This window comes from Cellulosimicrobium protaetiae (assembly GCF_009708005.2).
Classification (GTDB): domain Bacteria; phylum Actinomycetota; class Actinomycetes; order Actinomycetales; family Cellulomonadaceae; genus Cellulosimicrobium; species Cellulosimicrobium protaetiae.
Map to the genome: position 1 here is coordinate 849,010 of NZ_CP052757.1, position 23,946 is coordinate 872,955.

A 23,946-nucleotide genomic window follows, 5' to 3' on the forward strand; every position below is an offset into this window, starting at 1 on the left:
GTCGTCGTACCGCTCGCGCGGGGGTGCCCGGCCTCAGTCGTGGCCCGCGAGCGTCGCGAGCGCCTTGCTCCACAGCGCGTGCGCGCGCTCGGCGCGCTCAGCCGTCTCGATGTTGCGCTCGACGACGCGCACGCGCGTCCCGGAGTCGTCCGGCTCGAGCGTGATGGCGATGTCGTGGTAGTTCTCCGGGGCGTCGGGCAGGCCCATCGTCGGGGAGAAGTGCGTGAAGTGCAGCAGCCGCGGGCGCTCGACCGCGACGACGGTGCCCCAGTCCGCGAACTCGCGACCCATGTAGTGGCCCTCGAAGGTCACGGGGCTGCCGGGCATGAAGTCGGTCTCGACGTTCATGCCGAGCATCCAGCGGGCGCTCGGGTGCATGAGCTCGGCCCACACGACCTGCGGGGGTCGTGCGACGTGGATCTCGGCGGTCGTGCTGTGGTCGGTCAGGGAGGGGTCGCTCATGGGTACCTCGGGGGCTCGGGGGCTCGCTTCTGGGGCCGACGGTAGACCCTCCGGCCGACACCGGCAGCCGGTAGGTTCGGGCGCGTGACCCGACTCGTGCTCGTCCACGGCCGCGACAACCAGGGCCTCGACGCCGACGTCCTCGACCGGACGTGGACCACCGTGCTGGACGCGGGCCTGAGCGCGGCGGGGTCCGGGCGCGTGCTGCACGACGACGACACTGCGTTCGTCTTCTACGGCGACACCCTCGCGGGGCTCGTCGCGGGCGACGCCGACCCGCCGCCGGTGACCGTGCACGCGCTGGCGGAGCTGCCCGACGCGGAGCTCGCGTTCGTCGCGGCCGTCGCCGAGGAGGTGCTGCGGGGCGCGGGAGCGCGCGTCCCGGCGCGCCCCGAGGGTGCCGGGGCAGGCGGCGGCGCCGATGTCGGGGCATGGCTGAACCTGCTGCTGGCCGCGCTCGACCGGTACGTGCCCGGCCTGAGCGGCGCGGTCGTCGTGCTGCTCGCGCGCGACGTGTGGGCGTACCTGCACGACGACGCCGTGCGCGCGACGATCGACGACGCCGTCGCGGCGGCGATCCCCACGGACGGCCCGGCCGTCGTGGTCGCGCACTCGCTCGGGTCGGTCGTGGCGTACTCGGTGCTGCGCGAGCACCCTGACGCCGCACGGTGGGACGTGGCCCTGCTGCTCACGCTCGGTTCACCGCTCGCGATCCGGGCGATCCGCGACGTCCTCGCCGCCCGCGCCGCGCTGCGCGTGCCCGCCCCGGTGCGGCGCTGGGTCGCGGTGCGCGACCGCCGGGACGCGCTCGCGCTCCACGGTCTCGGCCCGGACGCGTTCCCGCTCGACCCGGCGACGCCGGCGATCGAGGACCTCGTCGTCGCGAACGCGGCACCCGGGCACCACGCGGCGGCCGTGCTGCTCGCCGACGGCAGCCCGGCGGGCTACCTCGCGCTCCCGGAGGTCGCGGGCGCGGTGGCGGCCGCGCTGGACGGCTGACGCGACCTGTCAGCGCGAGGTCGCGACAGGTCGCGACCTCGCGCCGGCAGGCTCAGGACACGCCGTGCAGGCGCGCGTGCAGCGACCGGATCTCGGGCGCGAGCTCGTACGCCGGGCCGCGGACGGCGACGCCGGGGGCGACGTCGCCGATCGCGAGCGGGCGCACGGGTCCGGGCGCCACGCCCCACTCGTCGAGCCAGCCGACGAGCTGCGTCGTGCTCGACGCGTAGACGATCGGGCCGAGCCCGACCCAGGCGTGGGCCGCGCTGCACATCGCGCAGTGCTCGCCCGACGTGTACACGACCGCGTCGCGACGCTCGCCGGGCGTGAGGTGCTCCGCGGCCCAGCGGGCGATCTCGAACTCCGGGTGCCGGGTCGCGTCGCCGTCCTTCACGCGGTTGCGGTCCTCGAACCGCACGACCCCGTCGCGGTCGACGAGGAGCGAGCCGAACGGCTCGTCGCCGTCGTCGAGCGCCTCGCGCGCGAGCTCGACGCAGCGGCGCAGGTGGAGGAGGTCGTCGGCGGTGGGCAGCGTGTCGGGAGCCATGGCGCCCATCCTCGCCCGGTCAGCGCGCGACCGCGAGGACGCTGCGCACGTCCGCGACGAACGCGTCCACGTCGCCGGGGGTGGTGTCCCACGCGCACATCTACCGGACCTCGACCCGGTCGGGCGACTCGCCCGGACCCCAGTCGTAGAAGCGGTGCCGCTCGCGCAGGCGCTCGACGGCGGCGCGGGGGAGCGTCGCGAAGACCGCGTTGACGAGCGTGGGCTGCGTGAAGGCGAGGCCCGACGTCGGCGCGGGGACGGCGTCGTCGGGGCCGAGCGCGGCGGGGACGACGACGTCCGCGAGCCCGGCGCGCAGGCGCGCCGCCATCGCGTTCGCGTGCCGCGCGTTGCGCAGCCACAGCTCGTCCTCGTCCGCGATCTCGTCGACCTCGGCGACGGCGTCGCCCACCGGCTCGAACAGCGCGAGGAGCTGCGCGGACACGTAGCGCATCTTCGACGCGAGCTGCATCGTCGCCTTGCGCACGAACTCGACGCCGTCGACGGCCGACGGGTCGAGCACGACGACCGCCTCCCCGAGCGCGAGCCCGTTCTTGGTGCCGCCGAACGACAGCACGTCCACGCCGGCGTCCGTGGTCAGCGCGCGCAGCGGGACGTCGAGCGCCGCGGCGGCGTTCGCGAGGCGCGACCCGTCGAGGTGCACGCGCATGCCGCGGGCGTGCGCGGCGTCGGCCAGCGCGCGGATCTCGGCCGGCGTGTACAGCGTGCCGAGCTCGGTGGACTGCGTGAGCGACACGACGAGCGGCTGCGCGCGGTGCGGGTCGCCGAGGTCGCCCGCGAACCGCTCTACCGCGGCGGGCGTGAGCTTCGCGTCCGGCGCCGGGACGGCGAGCACCTTGACCCCGCCGACACGCTCGGGCGCCCCGTTCTCGTCCGTGTTGAGGTGCGCGTGCTCGGTCGCGACGACCGCGCCCCACCTCGGCAGCATCGCCATGAGCGCGACGACGTTCGCCCCCGTCCCCGTGAGCACCGGGTACGCCGTGGCGTCCGGGCCGAAGCGCGCCCGCACGACGTCCTGCAGGCGAGCGGTCCACGGGTCCTCGCCGTACGAGACCTCGTGCCCCGCGCTCGCGGTGGCGAGCGCGGCGAGGACGTCCGGGTGGGCGGGGGAGTAGTTGTCCGAGGCGAACGAGGTCACGGTCCCACCCTAGGCACCCGGGCGCGCGCCTCCGTGCGACCACGGCGCGCCGACGCCGCGCGCCGTGCGCGGCGGTCCGTGCGCACGAGCCGTGGAGACGTCGCGCAGGTCCGTGGCCGGGACGCGTGCACCGGGGACCACGGACCGACCGCTCTCGTACGCTGACGCGATGCGCCTCCTGACCTGGACGTTCGCGGCCTATCTCGCCGCCGTGGGCGTGGTCACGCTGTGGCCGTCGCCGCAGTCGACCGCCGCGCCCGGCTGGGCGACCGCGACCCTCGACGTCCTGCACGGGCTCGGCGTCCCGATGACGCTCGCGGTGCTGGAGGCGTCGGCGAACGTCGTCATGTTCCTCCCGTTCGGGGTGCTCGGGCTGCCGCTGCTCCGGGGCCGCGCGGCGCGGCGCGGGGCGCGCGTGCCCGGCCCGTGGCGCGGCGTCGGGATCGTCACGCTCGCCGGAGGCGTGCTGTCCGCGGCGATCGAGCTGACGCAGAACCTGCTGCCCGGCCGTGTCCCGACCGTCCAGGACGTCGTCCTCAACACGCTCGGCGCGCTCGTGGGCGCGCTGGCCGTGGCCGCCGTGCTCGCGCTCCGGGGCCGTCGCCGGGCCGTGCGGTCCGGGACGGCCTGAGCCCTCAGGCCTGGCGGCGCTGCACCGCCCGGTACTGCGACGGCGGCTGCCCGTACTCCGACGAGAACGCCTGGCGGAGCGCCTCGGCCGTCCCGAGCCCGCACTCGCGCGCGATGGCGGCCACCGTCCGGTCCGTCGTCACGAGCAGGTGGGCGGCCGCCTCGGTGCGGGCCCGCCGGACGTAGCGCGCGGGCGTGCGTCCCGTGTGCCGGACGAACAGGCGGCTGAGCTGGCGCGGGCTCACCCCCGCGTGGTCGGCCAGGGCGCCCAGGCTCAGGTCGGCGTCGGGCCGTGACGTGACGTGGTCCACGACGTCCCGCACGACGGCGTCGCGCACCTGGCGACCGGCCGTGAACATGCTCATCTGCGCCTGGTTCCCGGGACGCTGGAGGTAGGTGACGAGCACGCGGGCGACGCGCCGCGCGAGATCGGGACCGTGGTCCTCCTCGACGAGCGCGAGCGTGAGGTCGAGCCCGCTCGTCACCCCCGCCGAGGTGTAGACGTCGCCGTCGCGGACGTAGATCGGCGCCGGGTCCACGTGCACCGCGGGGAAGTCACGGGCGAGCTGGTCCGCGTAGTGCCAGTGCGTGGTGGCGCGGCGCCCGTCCAGCAGGCCGCACGCGGCGAGGACGGTCGACCCGGTGCAGACGGAGGCGACCCTGCGGCTCAGGCCCGCGAGGCGGCGCACGTGGGCGACGACGAGCGGGTCCGTCCCCGCGGCCGTGTGCCCGAGCCCGCCGGCCACGACGAGGGTGTCGAGCGGTCGGGTCCACCGCTGCAACGAGCCCTGCGCCTCGAGGGTCAGCCCGGAGTCGCACACGACCGGGCCCCCGGCGGGGGTGAGCAGGACGACGTCGTACGCGGGCGCCGCGCCGAGCCGGTTCGCCATCGCCAGCGTCGACGTGACGCAGGAGACGTCGAGCAGCTCCGAGCCGGGGTAGCCCACCACGGCGACCCGTCGTGCGTCCATCCCCACCCCCGTGCACCAGACGTCCACGCCAACGATCCGGACACGTTCGACCATACCCCCAGGGAGTACCCGTGCGGGAGGGGCAGCCTGAGGTTCCGACGGAGAGGGAGGAACCATGAGCACGCAGCACACCGACCGCACCGCGGGGCACGACGCCCCGCCCCGGACGACCGCACCCACCACGGCCCCACCTCGGGCCCCGAGGCCCGACGCCGTCGGCACCGCGGTGTCGTCGCGGCGCTCCGGGGCCCGCGCTCTCCTCGACCGCTGGCCGGGCGTCCTCGGCCTGGTCGTGGCGGCCGCGCTCCTGGCCGTCGGCGCGGGCGACCGCGACACCCTGGCCATCGGGGTCACGGCGGCCGCGTCCTGCTACCTCGCGGCCGGGGCGCTGGGCAGACCGTGGGTCGCGTGGGCCGCGATCCCGGGAGCCTCGCTCGTCATCGTGGCCGCGCGGCTCGCGGACGTGCCCTGGTGGGCCGGGCTGGGGCTCGCCGCGCTCGTGCTCGTCGTCCTCGGCCTGCGGCGCGGCGCCGCCCGGCCGACCCTCGTCCAGGGCGCGGCGCTGCTGGCCTACGGGGGCCTCGCCGTCCTCGCGCTGGCGATCGACCCGCGCGCGGGCCTCGTGCTCGCCGGCCTGACCCTCGCGGTGCACGCGGTGTGGGACGTCGTCCACCACCGCCGGGGCGAGGTCGTGCCCCGCTCGATGGCCGAGGCGTGCATCGGGTTCGACGTCGTCCTGGGCCTGGGGGCGATCGTCCTCGCCGCCACGGGGTGACGGTCGACGCCGGCGTCGCGGGGTGACGGTCGACGGCGGCGCGTCTACCCGGCCGCGCCGTCCACGTACGACCAGCGGCCTCCCTCGCGGACGAACCGGCTGACCTCGTGGAGCCGACCGCGCTCGGCGCGGTCCGTGCGCGACCGGTGGTGCGCGACGAACTCGACGACGCCCGTGGCGTCGAACGGCCCGCCGGCCTCGGTGCGCAGCACGTCGAGGCGGCGCCACTCGAGGTCGTCGTCGAGGTCGAGCACCTCGGGGCGGGTCGACGGGTGCCACGTCGCGAGCAGGTAGCGGGAGTCCCCGTCGGCGAACGCGCTGTAGCGCGAGCGCATGAGCGCCTCGGCCGTCGGGGCGTGCGGCCCCGGGGCGGTGCCCTCCGCCCCGGGGCGCGCTCCCGCGTGGTACCTCCCGCAGCACGACCCGTAGGCGTCGCCGGACTGGCAGGGGCACCGCGCGTCGTCGGGCAGGGTCACGACGCGGCCCGACGACGCGCGGGCGTGGCGGCCCCGTCGCACCCGGCACCGGGGGCCCGGCCCGAGCGTTCGACCGCCTGCGCGATGGTGCGCGACACCGCCTCGAGCCGGGCCAGGCCTTCGGGCCCGAGGGGCTCGAAGACGACCTCGCGCAGCAGCTCGGTGTGCCCGCGCACGGTGCGCAGGAGGGCGCGGCGGCCGGGGTTGGTGAGGACGATCCACGTGCCGCGCGCGTCGTCGGCGCGCTCGGTCCGCTCGACGAGGCCGCGGTCGGCCATGCGGCGCGTGAGGTGCGAGACGCGGCTGCGCTCCCAGCACAGCTCCGCGGCGAGCTCGCCCGTGCGCAGGGCGCGGTCCGTCGCGGCGTGCAGCGCCGCGAGTGCCTGGAACTCGGCCTCGGAGAGGTCGCCGTCGTCGCGCATCCCGGCGGCGAGCACGCGGTCGAGCGCCTTGCGCATCGTCACGAAGGCGTCCCACGCGTCGTGCTCGGCATCGTCGAGGATCGGGTGTCCCGCCATGCGGACGATCCTACCGCTGGAGGGTGACACGTCACCGAGATGGAGCTATGGTGACGCATCACCAATTTTGGTGACACGTCACTCTTTCTGGAGGAGCCATGACCTCGACCCCGCGCATCGCCGTCCTCGTCGGCAGCACGCGCACCGGGCGCAAGAGCGCGAGCGTCGCGACGTGGGTGCTCGACCGTGCCGTGCAGCGCGCCGACGCCACGTTCGGTCTCGTCGACCTCGCCGACCACCCGCTGCCGCACCTCGACGAGGCGCTCCCGCCGCGGATGCAGCAGTACGAGAACCCGCTCGTGTGGGAGTGGTCCCGCGTGATCGACGGCTACGACGGCTACGTCGTCGTGACCCCCGAGTACAACCGCGCGCCCGCTGCGGTGCTGAAGAACGCGCTCGACTGGCTGTACCACGAGTGGGCGGACAAGTCCGTCGGCTTCGTCGGGTACGGCGTCCAGGGCGGCGCCCGCGCCGTCGAGCAGCTCCGCCTCGTCGCGGGCGAGCTCCAGCTCGCCGACGTGCGTACCCAGGTGGGGCTGTCGCTCTTCGACGACTTCGAGGAGTACACCCGCCTCGCGCCCCGCGAGCGGCACGAGCGCGACCTCGACCAGCTGCTCGACGAGCTCGTGGCCTGGAGCGGAGCCCTGCGCTCCGTGCGCGAGCACAAGGCCGTCGCCGCGGCAGCCTGACGCGGGCACCGCGCCGCCGAGACGCGAGGATCCGCCCCGGAATCCGACGATCCCGGGGCGGATCGGCACTTCTCGCTGCGGTCCGGTGCCCGACGGCGCCCGCCCACCTGGGGTGAGCGGGCGGCGTCGGGCATCGCCTCACCCGGGCCGGGGGCCCGGGCGGCCGTGCGAGACCGGCCGGTTCAGGACTGTGCCGCCCACGGGCCCCAGCGGTCACCGGGCTCCTGGTTCCGCGTCCACCACTTCGCGGTGTACGTCGTGCCCTCGTGGGTCACGGTGTCGCCCTTGACGTAGACGCGGCTCGGCTTCCACGCTCCGACGCCGTTCGCGTCGACGCCCGCGATCTCCTCCCACGGGCCCCACGGGTCGCCCGGTTTCTGGCCCTTCGTCCACCACTGCGCGCGCCAGACCGAGCCGCCGTACGTGACGGTCGCCCCGCCCTGGTAGGCCGTGCTCTTCGACCAGGCCGACGGCTCCTCGTACGTCGGCTGGGCCTGCGGGTTGAACTCGTCCGTGACGATCGACTTCGCCGCGTTGGTGTGCGGGTCGTCGAGCAGCAGGACGTCGAGGCCCATCTGGATGTCGTTCGAGATGATCGCGCCGTTGTACCAGTACGCCGACCACGAGCCGCCGAGGATCAGCCGGTCGGTGGAGAGCGGTCCGCGGTCGAACCACGCGATCTCGACCGGGTTCGCCGAGTCCGTGAAGTCCCACACGGAGATGCCGCCCTGGTACCAGGCCTGGACCATGATGTCGCGGCCCGGGACGGGGATGAGCGACCCGTTGTGCGCGACGCAGTTCTCCGTCGCGGCCTGCTCCCGGTCGATCTTGTAGTAGCTCTTGAAGACGAGCTCACCGTCCACGATGTCGTAGATCGCGTCCGCGCCCTTCTCGGGACCGGTCGCCGCGTTGCACGTCGGGCCGCTCCCCCCGCCGAGCTCGTCGGTGAAGACGACCTTCGTGCCGGCGTTGTTGAACGTCGCGGAGTGCCAGAACGCGAAGTTCTCCGTGTCGCGGACGACCTCCGTGACCACCGGGTGCGCGCGGTCGGAGATGTCCATGAGGACGCCGTCGCCCATGCACGCGCCTGCCGCGAGGTCCTTCGACGGGTACGTCGTGATGTCGTGGCAGCCCGAGGTCTCCCGGGAGTAGTTGCCGGCCGGGTTGCCGCCCTGGGGGAACAGGACCGGCTCCCCGACGAGCGCGGCGGACGCGGGGTCGTCGAGCGGGATCTGCACGACCGAGATGAGGTCGTGCGGCGTCTGGCAGTCGGGGAACGCGTCGTTCGGCCCGTACGACGAGACGTAGACGAACAGGTCCTCCCCGTCCTGGCTCGGTGCCAGGGAGTGCGTGTGGGAGCCGCACAGCGTCTCGACCGACGACACGTACTGCGGCGACGTCGGGTCGGAGACGTCGAAGACCTTGAGGCCTTCCCACGAGTCCTTGACCGTGGCGCTCTGGGCGACGTTGTTGCACGAGTCGTTGCTGCGCGAGGAGTCGGTGCTCAGGACGAGCAGGTCCCCGTAGACCGAGATGTCGTTCTGGGAGCCCGGGCAGATCACCTGGGCGACCTGCTGCGGGGCGGTGGGGTTCGCGACGTCGTAGACCGTGAACCCGCCGTAGTTGCCGGCGAACGCGTAGCGGCCCTGGAACGCGAGGTCGCTGCTGTACTGGCCCTCGGGGGTGAACGCACCGTTCTTCGGGATGTTCGCGACGAGGGTCAGGTTGGGGCTGCTCGCCACCTCTCCGGGAGCCAGGACGTCGGTGGCCTGGGCGAGGGGGGCGAGGCGCTGGGCGGGAAGGCCGGCGGTCGAGGACTCCTCGATCAGGGCGGCCACCGCCTCGGGGGAGCCGTCGGACGGTTCGGCGGACGCCGACGAGACGACCGCGAGCGAGGACACGGCGAGCGTGGCCGCGAGGGACGAGGCGAGCAGGACCCGGCTTCCTTGCCGGCGCGTCTTGTTCGTCGTTCGATGCACGAGCGAAACACCTCCTTGGTAGTGTTCTGCGAATTCTGTCCGGCAGATGTGATCTGGACCACCCCAAGCGCGCGATTCGTGGCGAGCTTTTACACGGAGGGAACAGAGCGGGTGCAGAGTTTTCCCAGTGGAAACGTGGTCCAGGTCGTCGGTGCACGGGTCCTGACCTGCGGCGCCGTGCTGCTCGGCGTCGTGCTCGGCGTGTCCGCCTGCACGCCTGACCCCGCGCCGACCCCCACACCGTCGAGCGCCGTCGTCCAGCCCGGCAGGCCGGGGGAGGGCGCGACGACGGTCGCCCCCGAGGACTACACGGCCGCGCCCGAGGAGGACTCCTGGAACGAGGCCGACGCCGCGTTCGTGACCGGGATGATCGAGCACCACCTCCAGGCGCTGGAGATCGCGGCGCTCGCACCGGACCGCGCGGGGTCCGACGCCGTCCGGTCGTTCGCGGAGCGGGTCACCGCCGCGCAGGGTCCGGAGGTCCACGGGCTCGCGGCCTGGCTCCAGGCGCGCGACCTCGCCGTCCCCGAGGGGGCGCAGGGCGCGGGCGGGACGGGACCGCGCACCCCGGAGGGTGCGGGGTCGGAGCACGGTGCGCACGGCGACGGGGTCGCCGGGATGCTCTCGGACGAGCAGCTCGCCGCGCTCGAGTCCGCGAACGGCGCGGAGTTCGACCGCCTCTTCCTCGAGGGGATGATCCAGCACCACGAGGGTGCGCTCGCCATGACGGACGTCGTGCTCGTGGAGGGTCAGGACCTGTTCGCGAACGAGATCGCGGCCGAGACCGCGTCCGGCCAGGGCGGCGAGATCGAGCGCATGCGCGACCTCCTCGCGGACCTCTGACCCCCACCGAGGAAGACCTCGGTAGCGCGAGGTAGAACCCTGGTACCGCGAGGTAGAACTCTGGTACCGCGAGATAGAACCCTGGTAGCGCGAGGTAGGACCGTGGTCGCGCGCGGTTGAGCTCTGGTCCGCCGGGAGGCGGTGCCGGTGCGGGCTGCACGGGCCCCGGACGCACGACGGCGGCCCGCCCGGGGAGGGGCGAGCCGCCGTCGGGCGGGTGGGCGGGGTCAGCAGGAGAGGTTCGCGCCCGTCGTCGTGCCGAGGATCTGGGTGAACCGCTGGAAGGCGTTGATCCGCGACTGGACCTGCGCCGGGTTGCCGCCGTTGCACTCCAGCGACCCGTTGATGGAGCGGATCGTCTCACCGAAGCCGGCGCCGTTCACGATCGCCTGGTGGCCCGTCATCGTGCCCGGTCCGGACTGGGTGTTCCAGTACCAGAGCGCGGTCTTCCACGCGATCGCCGAGTTCTGCTCCACGAGGTACGGGTTGTTGAGCAGGTCGATGCCGAGGGCGTCGCCGGCGGCCTTGTAGTTGTAGTTCCAGCTCAGCTGGATCGGGCCCTTGCCGTAGTAGGCGCTCTGGCCGGCGGGGCAGCCGTACGGCTGCGTGGCGTCGCAGTAGTGCGGGTAGTTCGCGGTGTTGATCTCCTTCACGTAGACCAGGCCGCCCGTCTCGTGGTTGATGTTCGCGAGGAACGCCGCCGCCTCGCGCTTGGCGACCTGGTCGCCGCCCGTCGTCGCGAACGCGGGGTACGCGGAGAGCGCGTCGACGAGGCCCTGGTAGGTGTAGAACGCGTTCCGGTTCGGGAACATCTGGTTGAACTGCGCCTGCGACACGACGAAGCCGCTCGGGTCGGGGTCGACCGGACCGGTCCCGCCGCCGCAGGCGCCTTCCGTGCGCCAGACGCCCCACTGGCCGGTGCTGCCGGGCGTCTCGCCCTGGGTCCACCAGCCGGCCTTCCAGTTCTGACCGCCGTGCGAGACGACGGCGCCTCCCACGTACACGGAGCCCGCGCTCCACGCGGGGGCGCAGGCCGCGGCGTCCGCGCGCTGCGCGGGCCCGGCGACGGTCCACGAGAGGGCGCCGAGGAGGGCGAGGGTGGCGGCGAGGAGCAGGGCGACCGGACGGGACGCGCGGCGTGCCGCCGTGGCGGGCGCGGCAGGGGAGTGCGACGCCGGGGCTCGGGTGTGCATCGGTGCACCTTTCGTCGGGATCGGGACCGTTCGAGCCTGGGGTGCCGCGTCGCCGTGGACAACCCCCGTACGAGGAACCCCGTACCCGGGGTTGACGACCGCGGGGGACGGGTGCGAGAGTGGCCGCACCCCCGGAAACGTTTCCAGGACTGCCGAGGCCGACAGTCTGGAAACGATTCCAGAACGACGGTCCTTCGACGACGAGGTGGACGACAGTGACGTCATCACGCGCCACGCTGAACCAGGTGGCACAGCGGGCCGGGGTCTCCCTGGCCTCGACCTCCCGCGCCCTGCACGGGACGGGCGCGAGCCCTGCGATGGTCGAGCGCGTGCGCGCCGCGGCCACCGAGCTCGGCTACAGCCCCGACGCGATCGGGCGCTCGCTGCGGCTCAAGAAGACGTTCCAGGTCGCGTTCGCCGTCGCCGACATCGGCAACCCCGTCTACGTCGAGATGATGACCGCGATCCACGAGGTCCTCGCGCCGCACGGGTACCGCGTCGTCGTCATGACGACGGGGGACACCACGAGGTCGACCGTCGAGCTCGTGCGCAGCCTGTCGAGCGGGTTCGTCGACGCGATGATCCTCAGCCCGCTGCGCACCGACGACGAGCTCGTCGAGGAGATCCGGCAGGCGCCCGTGCCCGTCGTCGTCATCGGCCGCACCCTCGCGGACCGCGGCATCGACTCCGTGTCCACCGACTCGGCGGGCGGGATCGGCGAGGCCGTCCGCCACCTGCTCGACCTCGGACGCCGCCGCGTCGCGTTCCTCAACGGTCCCCTCGACACCACGCCCGGCGAGGCGCGGCAGCGCGGCTTCGACGCCGCGACGCGCGCGGACGGGTTCACGGGGGAGCGCATCGACGTCGCCCCCGCGGCCGACTTCACCGTCGCGGCGGGCCTCGCCGCCACGCGCGCGCTCCTCGACGTGCCCGACGGCGGCCCCCGCCCGGACGCGATCGTCGCGGCCAACGACCTGCTCGCCATCGGCGCGATCCGTGCCGTGCGCGAGCGCGGGCTGTCCGTCCCCGAGGACGTCGCCGTGACCGGCATGGACGACACCGAGATCGGCCGCGTGTTCCAGCCCAGCCTCACGAGCGTCTCGCTCGGCTCCACCGAGCGCGGGCGGATCGCCGCTCAGCTCGTCGTCGACCTCGTGGACGGCGACGCGCAGGCCGGTCGGCACGAGGCCGTGGGGCCGCGCCTCGTCGTGCGCGAGTCGACCGCGGCGACGACCGAGGCCGGCGCGCCGGCTGGGGCGAGCGGCGCCGTCGGGCACGACGCCACGGCCACGACGGGGGACGACCAGCGATGAGCGCCCCGACCCTCGCGGGCGACCCGCACGCCGCTGCGGCCCGTCGCCCGGACCGCCGCGCCCCGCGCCGGACAGGCGGCATGGCGCGCGCCAAGCGGCGCGAGGCGATCGCGCTCGTCATGCCGTCGCTCCTGCCGATCCTCGTGCTGAGCGTCGCGCCGCTCGTCATGGGCGTCGCGCTCGCGTTCACCGACGCGCGGCTCGTGCGCCACCCGGACTACCAGTTCGTGGGCGTCGACAACTTCGTGCGGCTCGCGGACAACTCGTTCTTCTGGGACTCGTTCCGCATCGGCATGATCTGGGCCGTCTCGGTGACGCTGCTCCAGCTCGTCGCGGCGATGGGCCTCGCCCTCCTGCTCAACTCCGGGCTCCGGCTCCAGGGGCTGACCCGCGTCCTCGCGCTCATCCCGTGGGCCATGCCGCCGGTCGTCGTGGCGATCATGTGGCAGATGATCTACTCGCCCAACGCCGGGCCGCTCAACGCGTTCCTCGGCGCCCTCGGGCTGCCGGACGACATCAACTGGCTCGCGGACTTCTCGACCGCGCTGCCCGCCGTGATCGTCGTCGGGGTGTGGGTCGGCATGCCGCAGACCACCGTGACGCTGCTCGCCGGCCTTCAGCAGATCCCGGACGAGCTCCACGAGGCCGCCGCCATGGACGGCGCGGGCGCGTGGCGCCGCTTCACCGCCGTGACGCTCCCGAGCCTGCGACCGATCATCACGTCGATCACCTCGCTGAACTTCATCTGGAACTTCAACTCGTTCTCGCTGGTCTACGTGCTCACCGAGGGCGGGCCGGGCGGCCGGACCATGCTGCCGATGCTCTTCACCTACCTGGAGGCGTTCAAGAACCGGAACATCGGCTACGCCGCCGCGATGGGCGTCGTGCTCGTGGTCGTCGTCGTCCTCCTGCTCGCGATCTACCTGCGGTCGCAGTTCCGCTCCGAGAAGGAGAGCTGACCCGTGCGCGCACTCGTCCGCCCGGCCCAGTACGTGGCCCTGGCGTTCTACATCCTCTTCCTCGGCTTCCCGCTGCTGTGGCTCATCTCGGCGTCGCTCAAGTCGTCGGGCGAGCTCAACTCGCTGACCGTGAGCCTGATCCCGCAGGACTTCCACTGGGAGAACTACTCCCAGGCGCTCTCGCGGCAGGGCCTCGTGCGCTCCGCGTGGAACAGCGCGCTCGTCGCGGTCGTCTCGACGATGCTCGTCATCGTCATCGCGCTGCCCGCGTCGTACGTGCTCGCGCGCCTGCGGGGCAAGATCCGCGCGGCCGGCGTCGGCTGGATCCTCGTGAGCCAGGTGTTCCCGGTGATCCTCATCATCCTGCCGCTGTTCCTCATCCTGCGGACCATCGGGCTCACGGACTCGCTCGTCGGGCTGACGCTCGTCCACACCACGTACACCCTGCCGTTCGCGCTGTGGATGATGCAGGGCTACGTCTCCGCGATCCCCGTGGACCTCGAGGAGGCGGGCTCGATGGACGGAGCGAGCCGGTTGACCGTGCTGCGCACGATCGTCTTCCCGCTCCTCATGCCGGGCATCGTCGCGACGGCGATGTTCAGCTTCGTCTCGTCGTGGAACGAGTTCTTCTTCGCGCTCGTCCTGCTCCAGTCGCCCGAGAACTACACGCTGCCCATCACGCTGAAGATGTTCATCGGCGGCGAGGGCAAGGTGGCGCTCGGCCCGCTCGCCGCGGGCTCCGTGCTCGCGGCCATCCCCAGCATCGTCTTCTTCTCGATCATGCAGAAGAAGCTCACCGGCGGGCTGCTGTCCGGCGCCGTGAAGGGGTGACCCCCCATGTACCCCCCTGCAACACCCCCACCCGAAAGGTAGAACCATGAAGACTCGTGGTGCGTCCATCGCCGCATGCCTCACGATCACGACCCTGCTCGTCGCCTCCTGCTCGAGCGGGGGCGGCAGCGGGGACGACGGCGCCGACGGCGGCCCGGTGACCCTGAAGTTCCAGTCGCTGTCCGACCAGCCGGCCGCCATCGAGGCGACCGAGAAGATCGTCGCGGACTGGAACGAGGCCAACCCCGACGTCCAGGTCGAGATCGTGCCCGCGGGCTGGGACGGGATCTACGACAAGCTCATCACGCAGTTCAACGGCGGCGCCGCGCCGGACATCATCCACTACGAGGCGGCGAGCATCGTGCCCTTCGCCGTGGACGGCTACCTGGCCGACCTGTCGGAGTACATGTCGGACGAGAAGCGTGCCGACATCCCCGAGGGCATCCTCGACTCCGTGACGGTCGACGACCAGGTCATCGCGTACCCGACCGAGCTGCAGTCCTACATGGTGTTCGCCAACAGGACGATGCTCGAGGCCGCCGGTGTCGAGATCCCGACCGGCGAGACCATGACGTGGGACGAGCTGCGCGAGATCGCGAAGGCCACCACGAAGGACGGCGCGTACGGGCTCGGGTGGGGGCTCGCGAGCCCGACGGCCGCGTTCATGGCGATGGCCCCCGGCTTCGGCGGCCAGTACTTCGAGGGCACCGGCGCCGACGCGAGCATCACCATCGGCGAGGGCGAGATGGCCCTGCCGGAGCTCGTCGACGAGATGGCGCACACGGACAGCACGGTGCTGCCGGTGACGCTCACGCAGTCCGGCTCGGAGACGCTCGCGTCGTTCTACGCGGGCCAGGTCGCGATGACGATCCAGGGCTCGTTCCAGGCCGCGAACATCGCCAACGACGCGCCCGACGGCTTCGACTGGGTCGTGCTGCCCCCGCTCGAGGGCCCCGACGGCGCCGAGCAGGCCGCCAACCCGCAGACGCTCTCGGTGAACATCGACTCCGAGCACGTCGAGGAGTCCGCGGAGTTCATCGAGTTCTTCACCGACACGGAGAACCTCGCCGCGCTCAACGAGGCGGACGCGCTCATCCCGGCCACGACGTCGGCGCAGGAGGCCATGGCGGCCTCGCTCGGCGACGAGAACGGCTGGTCGACGATCCTCTCGTCCGGCCAGTTCCTCACGTCCGCGCCGTACCTGTTCGTCGACGCGTACGCGCAGTGGAAGGACACGGTCGCGACGCCCGCGTACCAGAAGTTCCTCGCCCAGGAGATCGACGCCGACCAGCTCGCGACCGAGCTCGAGGCCGGCTGGGACGAGATCACCAAGTAGCACCTTGACCGCTCGCCACGGGTCCGCGCCCCCACGGGTGCGGGCACGACGAGCACCGAGCAGCAGCGGCCGGGGCGGCCGCGACCGTGACCGCCCCGGCCGGGAACCGCGGCCCGTACGGGTCGCACCGGGCGCGACCTGCGCCGTGGAGAGATCGACAGGGAGTGGACCGTGACCTGGCTGGACGACCGAGCGGTGGCAGTGATCACCGGAGCGGCGGTGGGGGACGCGCTGGGGGGCGCCACCGAGGGCTGGACCCCCGAGCAGATCGAGGAGCGCCACGGGGGGCGCGTGACGGGGATCGTGGAGCCCTGGTACCCGAACTGGCAGGACGCGCGTCCGATCGCGCCCTACCACAAGGGTGACGGGCACATCACGGACGACACCCTCATGACGCGCGCGCTCGTGGAGGTGTACGCGAAGCGTCGCGAGCACCTCGACGCGTACGCGATGGCCGAGGACCTCGTGCCGCTCATGATCGGCGAGCCGCGCTGGATCCCCGAGCTCGAGTCGACCGCGCTGCTGCTGCAGCGCGTGTTCCTCGCCGAGAAGTGGATCGTCGCGCGTCTGCACTACGGGCACGTCGACCCGCGCGAGGCCGGGGTCGGGAACGTCGTCAACTGCGGCGCCGCGATGTACGTCGCGCCCGTCGGCCTCGCGAACGCCGGCGACCCGCGCGGCGCGTACGCCGAGGCGATCGACCTCACCGGCGCGCACCAGTCGAGCTACGGCCGCGAGGCCGCAGGCGTCTTCGCGGCCATGGTCGCCGCGTCCGTCGCGCCGGGGGCGACGGTCGACGACGTCGTGCACGCCGCGCTCGACGTCGCCCACGACGGCACCGCCGCGGCGCTCCAGGCCGTCGTCGAGGCCTTCGACGGCTGGACGACGGCCCCGACGACCGACGAGGAGGAGCGCGCGCTCGCGCGGCTCGTCCGGGAGACGGTCGCGCCGTTCGACTCCGTCGGTCCCGCCTACCGGCAGATGTCCATGGACGCGCGCCGCCCGTCGCGCACCAAGTCCATCGAGGAGCTCCCCGCGGCGCTCGGCTTCGTGCTCGGGCACCGCGGCGACTTCCGCGGCGCGGTGCTCGGCGCCGTGAACTACGGTCGAGACGCCGACTCGATCGCCGTCATGGCCGGCGCGGTCTGCGCGGGCCTCGGCGGGACCGCCGTCGTGCCGGACGAGTGGCTCGACGCGATCGAGGAGGCGAGCCGCATGGACGTCCGCGAGACCGGCCGCCTCATGGCGTCCGCCGCGGCGGACATCCTCCGCTCCGACCGGGAACGCGCCACGTCGCGCCTGCGCGCGCTCGCCGAGCTCGGCGGCGCGGCGGTGGACGTCGACGGCCTCGGGCTGCCCGACGGCGCGGCGCAGGCCGCGCGGGCGGGTGACCCGGCGTGAGGCTCACCTGGGCCCAGCCCGAGGACCTGCTCGCGCACGAGCTCGTCCAGGCGGCGGCGGAGGGCAAGGACGCCGCGGCGCTCGCCGACGTCCGCGACCGCTGGGTCGCCGCGGGCGGCGACCCCGTCCCCGCCGTGAGCGGCGCCGGTCCCGTCTCCGCGACCCCGGCGCTCCGTGCGCTCGCGCGGGACCTGCTCGTCGAGCTCGACGCGCTGCCCGCGGCGCCCGCGCCGGACGAGCCCGACGACTGGGACGCGATCCTCGCCACGCTCCCGGCCGCACCGGACCTGCCGCGCCGACCGGGCGGCGTCGGTCGGGCGGCCTCGACGGACGTGAGCCGCGACGCCGCGTACGCCGACCGCGTGCTCGGCGCGTGGACGGGCCGTGCGGCGGGCTGCCTGCTCGGCAAGCCGGTGGAGAAGATCCCGCGCGCGGGCATCGAGGAGATCCTGCGTGCGACCGGCCGGTGGCCGCTCGACCGCTGGTTCACCGCCGTCGGGCTGCCCGACGACGTCGCCGCGCGCTGGCCGTGGAACCGGCGCAGCGCCCCGACGTCGCTCGAGGAGAACATCGACGGGATGCCGGAGGACGACGACCTCAACTACCCGATCCTCGCGCTCGCCCTGCTGGAGCGGCACGGGCGCGGCTTCACGACGGACGACGTCGCGCAGCTCTGGCTCGACGCGCTGCCCGCGGGTCGCGTGTTCACGGCCGAGCGTGCGGCGTACCGCAACATCCTCGACGCGCGGCCGGTGCCGGAGACGGCGACGCACCACAACCCGTTCCGCGAGTGGATCGGCGCGCTCATCCGTACCGACGTCCTCGGGTGGGTCTCGCCCGGCGACGTGCGCGAGGCCGCGCGCCTCGCGTGGACGGACGCGCGGCTGAGCCACACGCGCAACGGCGTGTACGGCGCGATGTGGGCCGCCGCGCTCGCGTCGGCGGCCATGGTCTGCGAGACGGTGGACGAGGTGCTCGACGCTGCGGACGCCGTCGTGCCGCCCGGCAGCCGCCTCGCCGCCGCGATCCGGCTCGGCCGTGACGCGGGCCGCGGCGGCGACGCGTCCGAGGCGGGCGTGCGTGCCGGCCTCGACGCGATCCACGCCGCCTACGGCGACCTGCACTGGGTGCACGTGCTCAACAACGCCGCGGTGGTCGCCTACGCGCTCACGGCAGGGCGCGGGGCGGACGGGCGCGGCGACTTCGGCGCGAGCGTCGCGATCGCCGTCACCGCGGGCTGGGACACCGACTCCGCGGGCGCGACGGTCGGCGGCGTGGTGGGTGCGCTGCAGGGCGTCGACGGGATCGGCCCGCAGTGGACGCGCCCGCTCGACGGTCACATCGCGACCTCGCTGCCCGGTGGCGAGCAGAGGATCGTGGACCTCGCGGCGCGGACGGTCGCGCTCGCGGCGCCGCCGGTCGCGGTGGCCGGGGGAGCCGCGCAGGGAGCCACGGAGGAGGCGCACGCATGAGCACGACGGCGGACGCGGGGCAGGGTGATCGGGTGCCCACGGGCGCGGCGACCGGTGCGCGGGACGACGTGGCCCCGTCGGAGGACGTCGGGGCCGGGCGGGTCGTGGTGGTCGGGTCGGCGAACGTCGACCTCGTCGTCGACGTGCCACGCCACCCCGGCGGCGGCGAGACGATCCTCGGCGGCGACCTGCGCCGGAACCCGGGCGGCAAGGGCGCGAACCAGGCCGTCGGCGCGGCGCGCGCGGGCGGCGCGGACACGACGTTCGTCGGGGCGCTCGGGCACGACGACGCCGCGGACCTGCTGCTCTCGTCGCTCGACCGCGGGGGCGTGCGCACCGACCTCGTGGAGCGCGTCGACGTCTCGACGGGGACGGCGCTCATCACGGTCTCGCCCGACGGCGAGAACGCGATCGTCGTCGCTCCGGGCGCGAACTCGCACGTGACGATCGGCGCGGCGCAGGCCGAGCGGATCGCCGCGGCGGACGTCGTGCTCGCGCAGCTCGAGATCCCGCTCGACGTCGTGCGCGCCGCCGCGGCGGCGCGCCGCCCCGGCGCGCTGATGGTGCTCAACGCCGCGCCGTCGCGCGGCCTGCCCGACGACGTGTGGGACACGATCGACGTCCTCGTCGTCAACGAGCACGAGGCCGCCGACCTCGCGGGCGTCCTACGTGCGGGCGCGTCTCCCGGTGACGCAGGATCGGCCGACTCGCTGGACAACGACGGCGCGCCGGGCGCTCCGGGTCCCGAAGAGGCGAGGGCGCACGAGAACGACCCGAGCGGCCTCGCGAGTCTCCTGCTCCTGCGCGTCCCTGCCGTCGTCGTGACGCTCGGCGGCCGGGGCAGCCTCGTGGCCGAGCGCCTGCCCGGCGGAAAGCTGCTCACCGACGTCTCGGCGATCGCTGTGGAGGCCGTCGACACGACCGGCGCGGGCGACACGTTCTGCGGCGTCCTCGCCGCTGCCCTCGCGCGCGGCGCGGACCTGCCCGACGCCGCGCGCCTCGCCGCCGCCGCGGGCGCGCTCGCGGTGACCCGGCCCGGGGCGCAGGACGCCGTGCCCGACGCGGCGGACGTCGTCGCGCTCGCGCACCGGGCCGAGGGCCTCACCTGACCGACCTGAGCCACTTCGCAGCACGACCGAGCGCGGGCCCGCCCGCCGAGGGAAAGGCACCATGACGTACACGTTCGACCCGCTCGTCCCGCGACCGATCGACAAGCCGACCGAGGTCGCGCTCGACGGGGCGTTCACGCCCGAGCAGTCCCTCGCGCTCGACGAGGCGAAGATCTTCGTCGGCCCGGCCGACCCCGCCCACCGCCCCGCGTGGCGCGAGCGGCTCGCCGCCTGGCGCGACGACGCGCGCCGCCGGCACGGGTACACGGGCGCGGCGTACGACCGCCCGGAGGCGACGTGGGCCGCGGGCTGCTCGACGGTCGCGCAGGTGTGGCTCTGGGACGAGCTGCTGTACTCGTTCGACGAGCACCGGTTCACGCCCGAGCGGTTCCTCGCGGACGCGCGCGAGCGGTTCGGCGGCCTCGACGCGGTGGTCCTGTGGCACGCGTACCCCGTCATCGGGATCGACGACCGCAACCAGTGGGACTTCTACCGGGACGTCCCGGGGATCGTCGACCTCGTGCAGACGTTCCACGACGCGGGCCTGCACGTGTTCGTCGACTACAACCCGTGGGACGTCGGCACGCGCCGCGGCGACGACGACCTCACCGAGCTCGCCGCCGTCGTGCGCGACCTCGGCGCCGACGGCGTCTTCCTCGACACCCTGAAGAAGGCCGAGCCGGAGCTCGTCGCGCGGCTCGAGGCGGCGCGTCCCGGCATCGTCCTGGAGGGCGAGTCCAAGCTGCCGGTCGAGCGCATCGAGGACCACTCGTCGTCGTGGGCGCAGTTCTTCGCCGACTCGCCCGTGCCCGGCGTGCTGCGCGCGCACTGGTACGAGCGCCGGCACATGCAGCACCACGTGCGCCGCTGGCACCGCGACCACTCCGAGGAGCTCCAGTCCGCGTGGCTCAACGGCGTGGGCGTCATGGTGTGGGAGGTCGTGTTCGGCGTCTGGGTCGGCTGGTCGCCGCGCGACGCCGCGACGGTCAAGCGCCTGGTCACGGTGCAGCGCGCGGCGCGGCCGCTGCTGCTCGACGGCGAGTGGACGCCGCTCGCCGAGCTCGCCCCCGAGGCCGAGGCGGCAGGCGTGTACGCGTCGCGCTGGGAGCTCGACGGCACCACCCTGTGGACGCTGGTGAACCGCGGCGACTCGGACTACGACGGCCCGCTGCTCCCGGCCGACCAGCCCTCCCGTCGAACCCTGGGTCCCTCCCCAGCCGGGGCGGTCGGTGGGGAAGAGCCCCGGGCTCGGCGCGACGTGCGGGTGCCGGGGCGGGGGGTCGCCGCGGTGCTGCACGTGGCCGACGGCGCCGGTGAGCCCGACTGGCTGCCGCACCTGCGCGACGTCGTCGCCTCGCTCGACGAGTCCGCGCCCCACGACCCCGACGCGCGGTTCCCGTACCGGATCGCGCGACGGCTCGCATCGGGCGGCGACGTCGGGCTGGGGACGGCCGGGGTGACGGACCGGACCGGGCCGAGCGCCGCCGTCGGGCAGGGCGGGACCGCGGCGACGGGCGCGCCCGAGCCAGGCGCCGTCGTCGTCCCCGCGGGGCCGTACGTGCTGACGGTGCGGTACCGGGCGCGCGAGACGGGCATGTACCAGGGCGCGCCGTACGTCGACGAGTGGAAGCCGCTGCCGCCGCGCCTGCACGACGCGCGGACCCTCCAGCGCGACGGCGAGCTCGCCGCGCCGGTCGCGGTCGGGGGCGACGTGACCAACGCGGAGTTCGCGGAGTTCCTCGCCGCCACCGGGTACGCGCCCGCGGTCGCGCACCGCTTCCTCGCGCACTGGCCGGACGGGCGTCCCACTCCGGGCACGGAGGACGAGCCCGTGACGTTCGTCGACCTCGACGACGCACGTGCGTACTGCGCGTGGCGCGGCGGGCGCCTGCCCACCGAGGACGAGTGGCAGCTCGCGGCCGAGCAGCCCGGCTGGACGCGCCGCGAGCCTGCCGTGTGGAGCTGGACGGGCTCCGAGCACTCCGACGGCCGCACGCGGTTCGTCATGCTCAAGGGCGGCAGCGACTACCGCGCCGACGGCTCCGACTGGTACGTCGAGGGCGGGCGCCACGCCCCGGACTACGCGGTCAAGCTCCTCGTCCCCGGCCTGGGGCTCGCGCGCGGCGCGACCGTCGGGTTCCGCTGCGCGTGGGACCTCGCCGCCGACCAGCCCGCCGAGGAGGTGACGGCATGACGGACGCACCGCGCGTCTCGCGCGACCCCGCCGCGGGCGCGCTCGCGGGCCTGCGCGTCGTGGACGCCTCGACGCTGTTCGCCGGGCCCATGGCGGCGATGCACCTCGGCGACCTGGGCGCCGACGTCGTCAAGGTCGAGCACCCGACCAAGCCCGACCCGTCGCGCACGCACGGCGCCGCGAAGGACGGCGTGAACCTGTGGTGGAAGACGCTCGGGCGCAACAAGCGCACCGTCACGGTGAACCTCGGGAGCGACGGCGGCCGCGAGGTGTTCCTCGCGCTCGTCGCCGAGGCGGACGTCGTCGTCGAGAACTTCCGGCCCGGCACGCTCGAGCGCTGGGGCCTCGGCTACGACGAGCTGTCCGCGCGCAACCCGCGGCTCGTGCTCGCGCGCGTGAGCGGGTTCGGGCAGGTCGGGCCGTACCGCACCCGCCCCGGGTTCGGCACGCTCGCCGAGGCGATGAGCGGGTTCGCCGCGATGACCGGCGAGCCCGACGGCCCGCCGACCCTCCCGCCGTTCGGGCTCGCCGACGGCGTCGCGTCGCTCGCGACCGCGTTCGCCGTCATGGTCGCGCTGTCCACGCGCGAGCGCACCGGGCACGGGCAGGTCGTCGACACGGCGATCATCGAGCCCATCCTCGCGATGCTCGGGCCGCAGATCACGCGCTGGGACCAGCTCCGCACCGTGCAGCCGCGCACCGGCAACCGGTCCGCGAACAACGCGCCGCGCAACACCTATCGCACGCGCGACGGGCAGTGGGTCGCGGTGTCGACGTCGGCGCAGTCCATCGCCGAGCGCGTCCTGCGCCTCGTGGGTCGCCCCGAGCTCGTCGACGAGCCCTGGTTTGCGAGCGGCGTCGAGCGCGCGCAGCACGCCGACCTGCTCGACGAGGCCGTCGGCGGCTGGATCGCGCAGCGCACGCGCGACGAGGTCGTCGCCGCGTTCGAGGAGGCCCAGGCCGCCGTCGCGCCGATCTACGACGCCCAGGACATCGTCGACGACCCGCAGTTCCGCGCGCTCGGCACGATCCACGAGATCGAGGACCCCGAGCTCGGGCCGATGCTCATGCAGGGCCCGCTGTTCCGGATGTCCGAGAACGACGGCGTCATCCGCTTCACCGGCCGCGCGCACGGCGCCGACACCGACGCCGTGCTCGGCGAGCTCGGCTTCTCGACCGAGCGCGTCGCGGAGCTCCGGGCGGAGGGGGCGGTATGACGGGCCGGGACGACCGGTCGGGCGGCGCGCCGCCGCTGACGCTGCTGTACGTGCCCGCGGACCGGCCGGACCGGGTCGCGAAGGCGCTCGCGTCCGCGGCCGACGTCGTGCTCGTCGACCTCGAGGACGCCGTCGCGCCGGCGCGCAAGGACGAGGCGCGGGCGCACGCCGTCGCGCTGCTCGACGACGCGGCGGCCGCGCGCGGGGTCCAGGTGCGGATCAACCACCCGGCGACGCCGTGGCACGCCGACGACGTCGCAGCCCTCGCCGGGCTGCCGCTCGCCGTCGGGGCGCGCGTGCCGAAGGTCGAGTCCGCCGACGAGGTGCGGGTGCTCGCGGCGGCGCTCCCGGGGCGGGCGCTGCACCTGCTGGTCGAGTCGGCGCTCGGCGTCGAGCGGGCGTTCGAGCTCACCACGGCGTCGCCGCAGGTCGCGTCGCTCGGGCTCGGCGAGGCGGACCTCCGCTCCGACCTGCGGGTCGACGACGAGGCGGGGCTCGCGTGGGCACGGAGCCGGGTCGTCGTGGCTGCCCGGGCGGCGGGGCTGCCCTCGCCCGCGATGTCCGCGTACACGCACGTGCGCGACCTCGACGGGCTCGCCGCGTCGTGCCGCGTCGGTCGCGCGCTCGGGTTCTGCGGCCGCACCGCGATCCACCCGCGCCAGCTCGACACGATCCGCGACGCGTTCCTCCCGACCCCGGACGAGGTGGACCGCGCGCGCGAGGTCGTCGAGCGCGTGGGCGACGCCGCGGCGTCGGGCACGGGCGTCGTCGCGCTCGCGGACGGCACGTTCCTCGACGTCGCGATGGTCGAGCGAGCCCGCACGGTCCTCGCGCTCGCGGCGCAACACCCCGCCGGGTAGTGCCCGGCAGAGCACG

At 74.4% G+C, this 23,946-nt stretch carries 23 protein-coding genes; 15 read left to right on the forward strand and 8 right to left on the reverse strand.

Features of this window, described 5'->3' with window-relative positions; genetic code table 11:
• Positions 1-33 precede the first annotated feature (33 nt).
• Positions 34-462, reverse strand: coding sequence for an SRPBCC family protein (locus FIC82_RS03670; protein WP_154797607.1), 429 nt, complete (start codon positions 460-462; stop codon positions 34-36).
• Between the two features lie 84 nt (positions 463-546).
• Between FIC82_RS03670 and FIC82_RS03675 the strand changes: the two genes are divergently transcribed.
• A complete protein-coding gene (locus FIC82_RS03675) occupies positions 547-1,461 on the forward strand; it encodes a hypothetical protein (protein ID WP_154797608.1) in 915 nt (304 codons plus the stop codon).
• 52 nt (positions 1,462-1,513) lie between these two features.
• Here FIC82_RS03675 and FIC82_RS03680 read toward each other — a convergent pair whose 3' ends face one another.
• Entirely contained in the window at positions 1,514-2,008 is a 495-nt protein-coding gene (locus tag FIC82_RS03680; protein WP_154797609.1) for a nucleoside deaminase, read from the reverse strand.
• 100 nt (positions 2,009-2,108) lie between these two features.
• On the reverse strand, positions 2,109-3,164 hold the full coding sequence (locus FIC82_RS03685; RefSeq protein WP_168731456.1) for a threonine aldolase family protein: 1,056 nt from the start codon (positions 3,162-3,164) through the stop codon (positions 2,109-2,111).
• Positions 3,165-3,333: 169 nt separating this feature from the next.
• On the opposite strand from FIC82_RS03685, the gene FIC82_RS03690 reads away from it, so the two are divergent.
• A complete protein-coding gene (locus FIC82_RS03690) occupies positions 3,334-3,795 on the forward strand; it encodes a VanZ family protein (RefSeq protein WP_154797610.1) in 462 nt (153 codons plus the stop codon).
• A 4-nt stretch (positions 3,796-3,799) separates the two neighbouring features.
• Here FIC82_RS03690 and FIC82_RS03695 read toward each other — a convergent pair whose 3' ends face one another.
• Positions 3,800-4,765: a GlxA family transcriptional regulator gene (locus FIC82_RS03695; RefSeq protein ID WP_154797611.1), complete on the reverse strand. Its 966-nt coding sequence runs from the start codon at positions 4,763-4,765 to the stop codon at positions 3,800-3,802.
• Positions 4,766-4,880: 115 nt separating this feature from the next.
• Between FIC82_RS03695 and FIC82_RS03700 the strand changes: the two genes are divergently transcribed.
• Entirely contained in the window at positions 4,881-5,540 is a 660-nt protein-coding gene (locus tag FIC82_RS03700; protein ID WP_216609978.1) for a hypothetical protein, read from the forward strand.
• A gap of 44 nt (positions 5,541-5,584) precedes the next feature.
• Here FIC82_RS03700 and FIC82_RS03705 read toward each other — a convergent pair whose 3' ends face one another.
• Positions 5,585-6,010, reverse strand: a complete 426-nt coding sequence (locus FIC82_RS03705; RefSeq protein WP_154799793.1) for a YchJ family protein — start codon at positions 6,008-6,010, stop codon at positions 5,585-5,587.
• Positions 6,011-6,012: 2 nt separating this feature from the next.
• The gene (locus FIC82_RS03710; RefSeq protein ID WP_154797612.1) at positions 6,013-6,534 is read right to left on the reverse strand and encodes a MarR family winged helix-turn-helix transcriptional regulator; all 522 of its coding nucleotides are present in this window, start codon (positions 6,532-6,534) and stop codon (positions 6,013-6,015) included.
• Between the two features lie 98 nt (positions 6,535-6,632).
• On the opposite strand from FIC82_RS03710, the gene FIC82_RS03715 reads away from it, so the two are divergent.
• Positions 6,633-7,223, forward strand: a complete 591-nt coding sequence (locus FIC82_RS03715; protein WP_154797613.1) for an NADPH-dependent FMN reductase — start codon at positions 6,633-6,635, stop codon at positions 7,221-7,223.
• 182 nt (positions 7,224-7,405) lie between these two features.
• Here the strand turns inward: FIC82_RS03715 and FIC82_RS03720 are convergent, their stop codons facing one another.
• The gene (locus FIC82_RS03720) at positions 7,406-9,202 is read right to left on the reverse strand and encodes a carbohydrate-binding protein (protein WP_154797614.1); all 1,797 of its coding nucleotides are present in this window, start codon (positions 9,200-9,202) and stop codon (positions 7,406-7,408) included.
• A 135-nt stretch (positions 9,203-9,337) separates the two neighbouring features.
• Between FIC82_RS03720 and FIC82_RS03725 the strand changes: the two genes are divergently transcribed.
• Complete coding sequence (locus tag FIC82_RS03725) at positions 9,338-10,045, forward strand: DUF305 domain-containing protein (RefSeq protein ID WP_168731457.1); 708 nt, start codon at positions 9,338-9,340, stop codon at positions 10,043-10,045.
• 227 nt (positions 10,046-10,272) lie between these two features.
• Here FIC82_RS03725 and FIC82_RS03730 read toward each other — a convergent pair whose 3' ends face one another.
• Positions 10,273-11,238 (reverse strand): glycoside hydrolase family 19 protein, encoded by a 966-nt coding sequence (locus FIC82_RS03730; protein ID WP_154797616.1) that lies wholly within the window; start codon positions 11,236-11,238, stop codon positions 10,273-10,275.
• Between the two features lie 245 nt (positions 11,239-11,483).
• Between FIC82_RS03730 and FIC82_RS03735 the strand changes: the two genes are divergently transcribed.
• The 10 genes from FIC82_RS03735 (at position 11,484) to FIC82_RS03780 (ending at position 23,930) form a co-directional block, all read left to right on the forward strand.
• Positions 11,484-12,551, forward strand: coding sequence for a LacI family DNA-binding transcriptional regulator (locus tag FIC82_RS03735; protein ID WP_253691405.1), 1,068 nt, complete (start codon positions 11,484-11,486; stop codon positions 12,549-12,551).
• Complete coding sequence (locus FIC82_RS03740; protein ID WP_154797617.1) at positions 12,548-13,510, forward strand: carbohydrate ABC transporter permease; 963 nt, start codon at positions 12,548-12,550, stop codon at positions 13,508-13,510. The genes FIC82_RS03735 and FIC82_RS03740 overlap by 4 nt, the downstream gene beginning before the upstream one ends.
• Positions 13,511-13,513: 3 nt before the next feature.
• Complete coding sequence (locus tag FIC82_RS03745; RefSeq protein ID WP_168731459.1) at positions 13,514-14,341, forward strand: carbohydrate ABC transporter permease; 828 nt, start codon at positions 13,514-13,516, stop codon at positions 14,339-14,341.
• 46 nt (positions 14,342-14,387) lie between these two features.
• Positions 14,388-15,677 carry an ABC transporter substrate-binding protein gene (locus tag FIC82_RS03750; RefSeq protein WP_154797618.1) on the forward strand — a complete coding sequence of 430 codons (1,290 nt, stop codon included), beginning with the start codon at positions 14,388-14,390 and terminating at the stop codon, positions 15,675-15,677.
• 195 nt (positions 15,678-15,872) lie between these two features.
• Positions 15,873-17,078 carry an ADP-ribosylglycohydrolase family protein gene (locus tag FIC82_RS03755; RefSeq protein ID WP_216609979.1) on the forward strand — a complete coding sequence of 402 codons (1,206 nt, stop codon included), beginning with the start codon at positions 15,873-15,875 and terminating at the stop codon, positions 17,076-17,078.
• Positions 17,075-18,550 carry an ADP-ribosylglycohydrolase family protein gene (locus tag FIC82_RS03760; protein WP_168731460.1) on the forward strand — a complete coding sequence of 492 codons (1,476 nt, stop codon included), beginning with the start codon at positions 17,075-17,077 and terminating at the stop codon, positions 18,548-18,550. The genes FIC82_RS03755 and FIC82_RS03760 overlap by 4 nt, the downstream gene beginning before the upstream one ends.
• Positions 18,547-19,659 (forward strand): ribokinase, encoded by a 1,113-nt coding sequence (locus FIC82_RS03765; protein WP_154797619.1) that lies wholly within the window; start codon positions 18,547-18,549, stop codon positions 19,657-19,659. The genes FIC82_RS03760 and FIC82_RS03765 overlap by 4 nt, the downstream gene beginning before the upstream one ends.
• Before the next feature lie 61 nt (positions 19,660-19,720).
• Positions 19,721-21,853 (forward strand): SUMF1/EgtB/PvdO family nonheme iron enzyme, encoded by a 2,133-nt coding sequence (locus tag FIC82_RS03770; RefSeq protein ID WP_154797620.1) that lies wholly within the window; start codon positions 19,721-19,723, stop codon positions 21,851-21,853.
• A complete protein-coding gene (locus FIC82_RS03775) occupies positions 21,850-23,070 on the forward strand; it encodes a CaiB/BaiF CoA transferase family protein (protein WP_154797621.1) in 1,221 nt (406 codons plus the stop codon). Before FIC82_RS03770 ends, FIC82_RS03775 begins: the two co-directional genes overlap by 4 nt.
• Positions 23,067-23,930 carry an HpcH/HpaI aldolase/citrate lyase family protein gene (locus FIC82_RS03780; RefSeq protein WP_154797622.1) on the forward strand — a complete coding sequence of 288 codons (864 nt, stop codon included), beginning with the start codon at positions 23,067-23,069 and terminating at the stop codon, positions 23,928-23,930. The genes FIC82_RS03775 and FIC82_RS03780 overlap by 4 nt, the downstream gene beginning before the upstream one ends.
• The last annotated feature ends 16 nt before the right edge of the window (positions 23,931-23,946 follow it).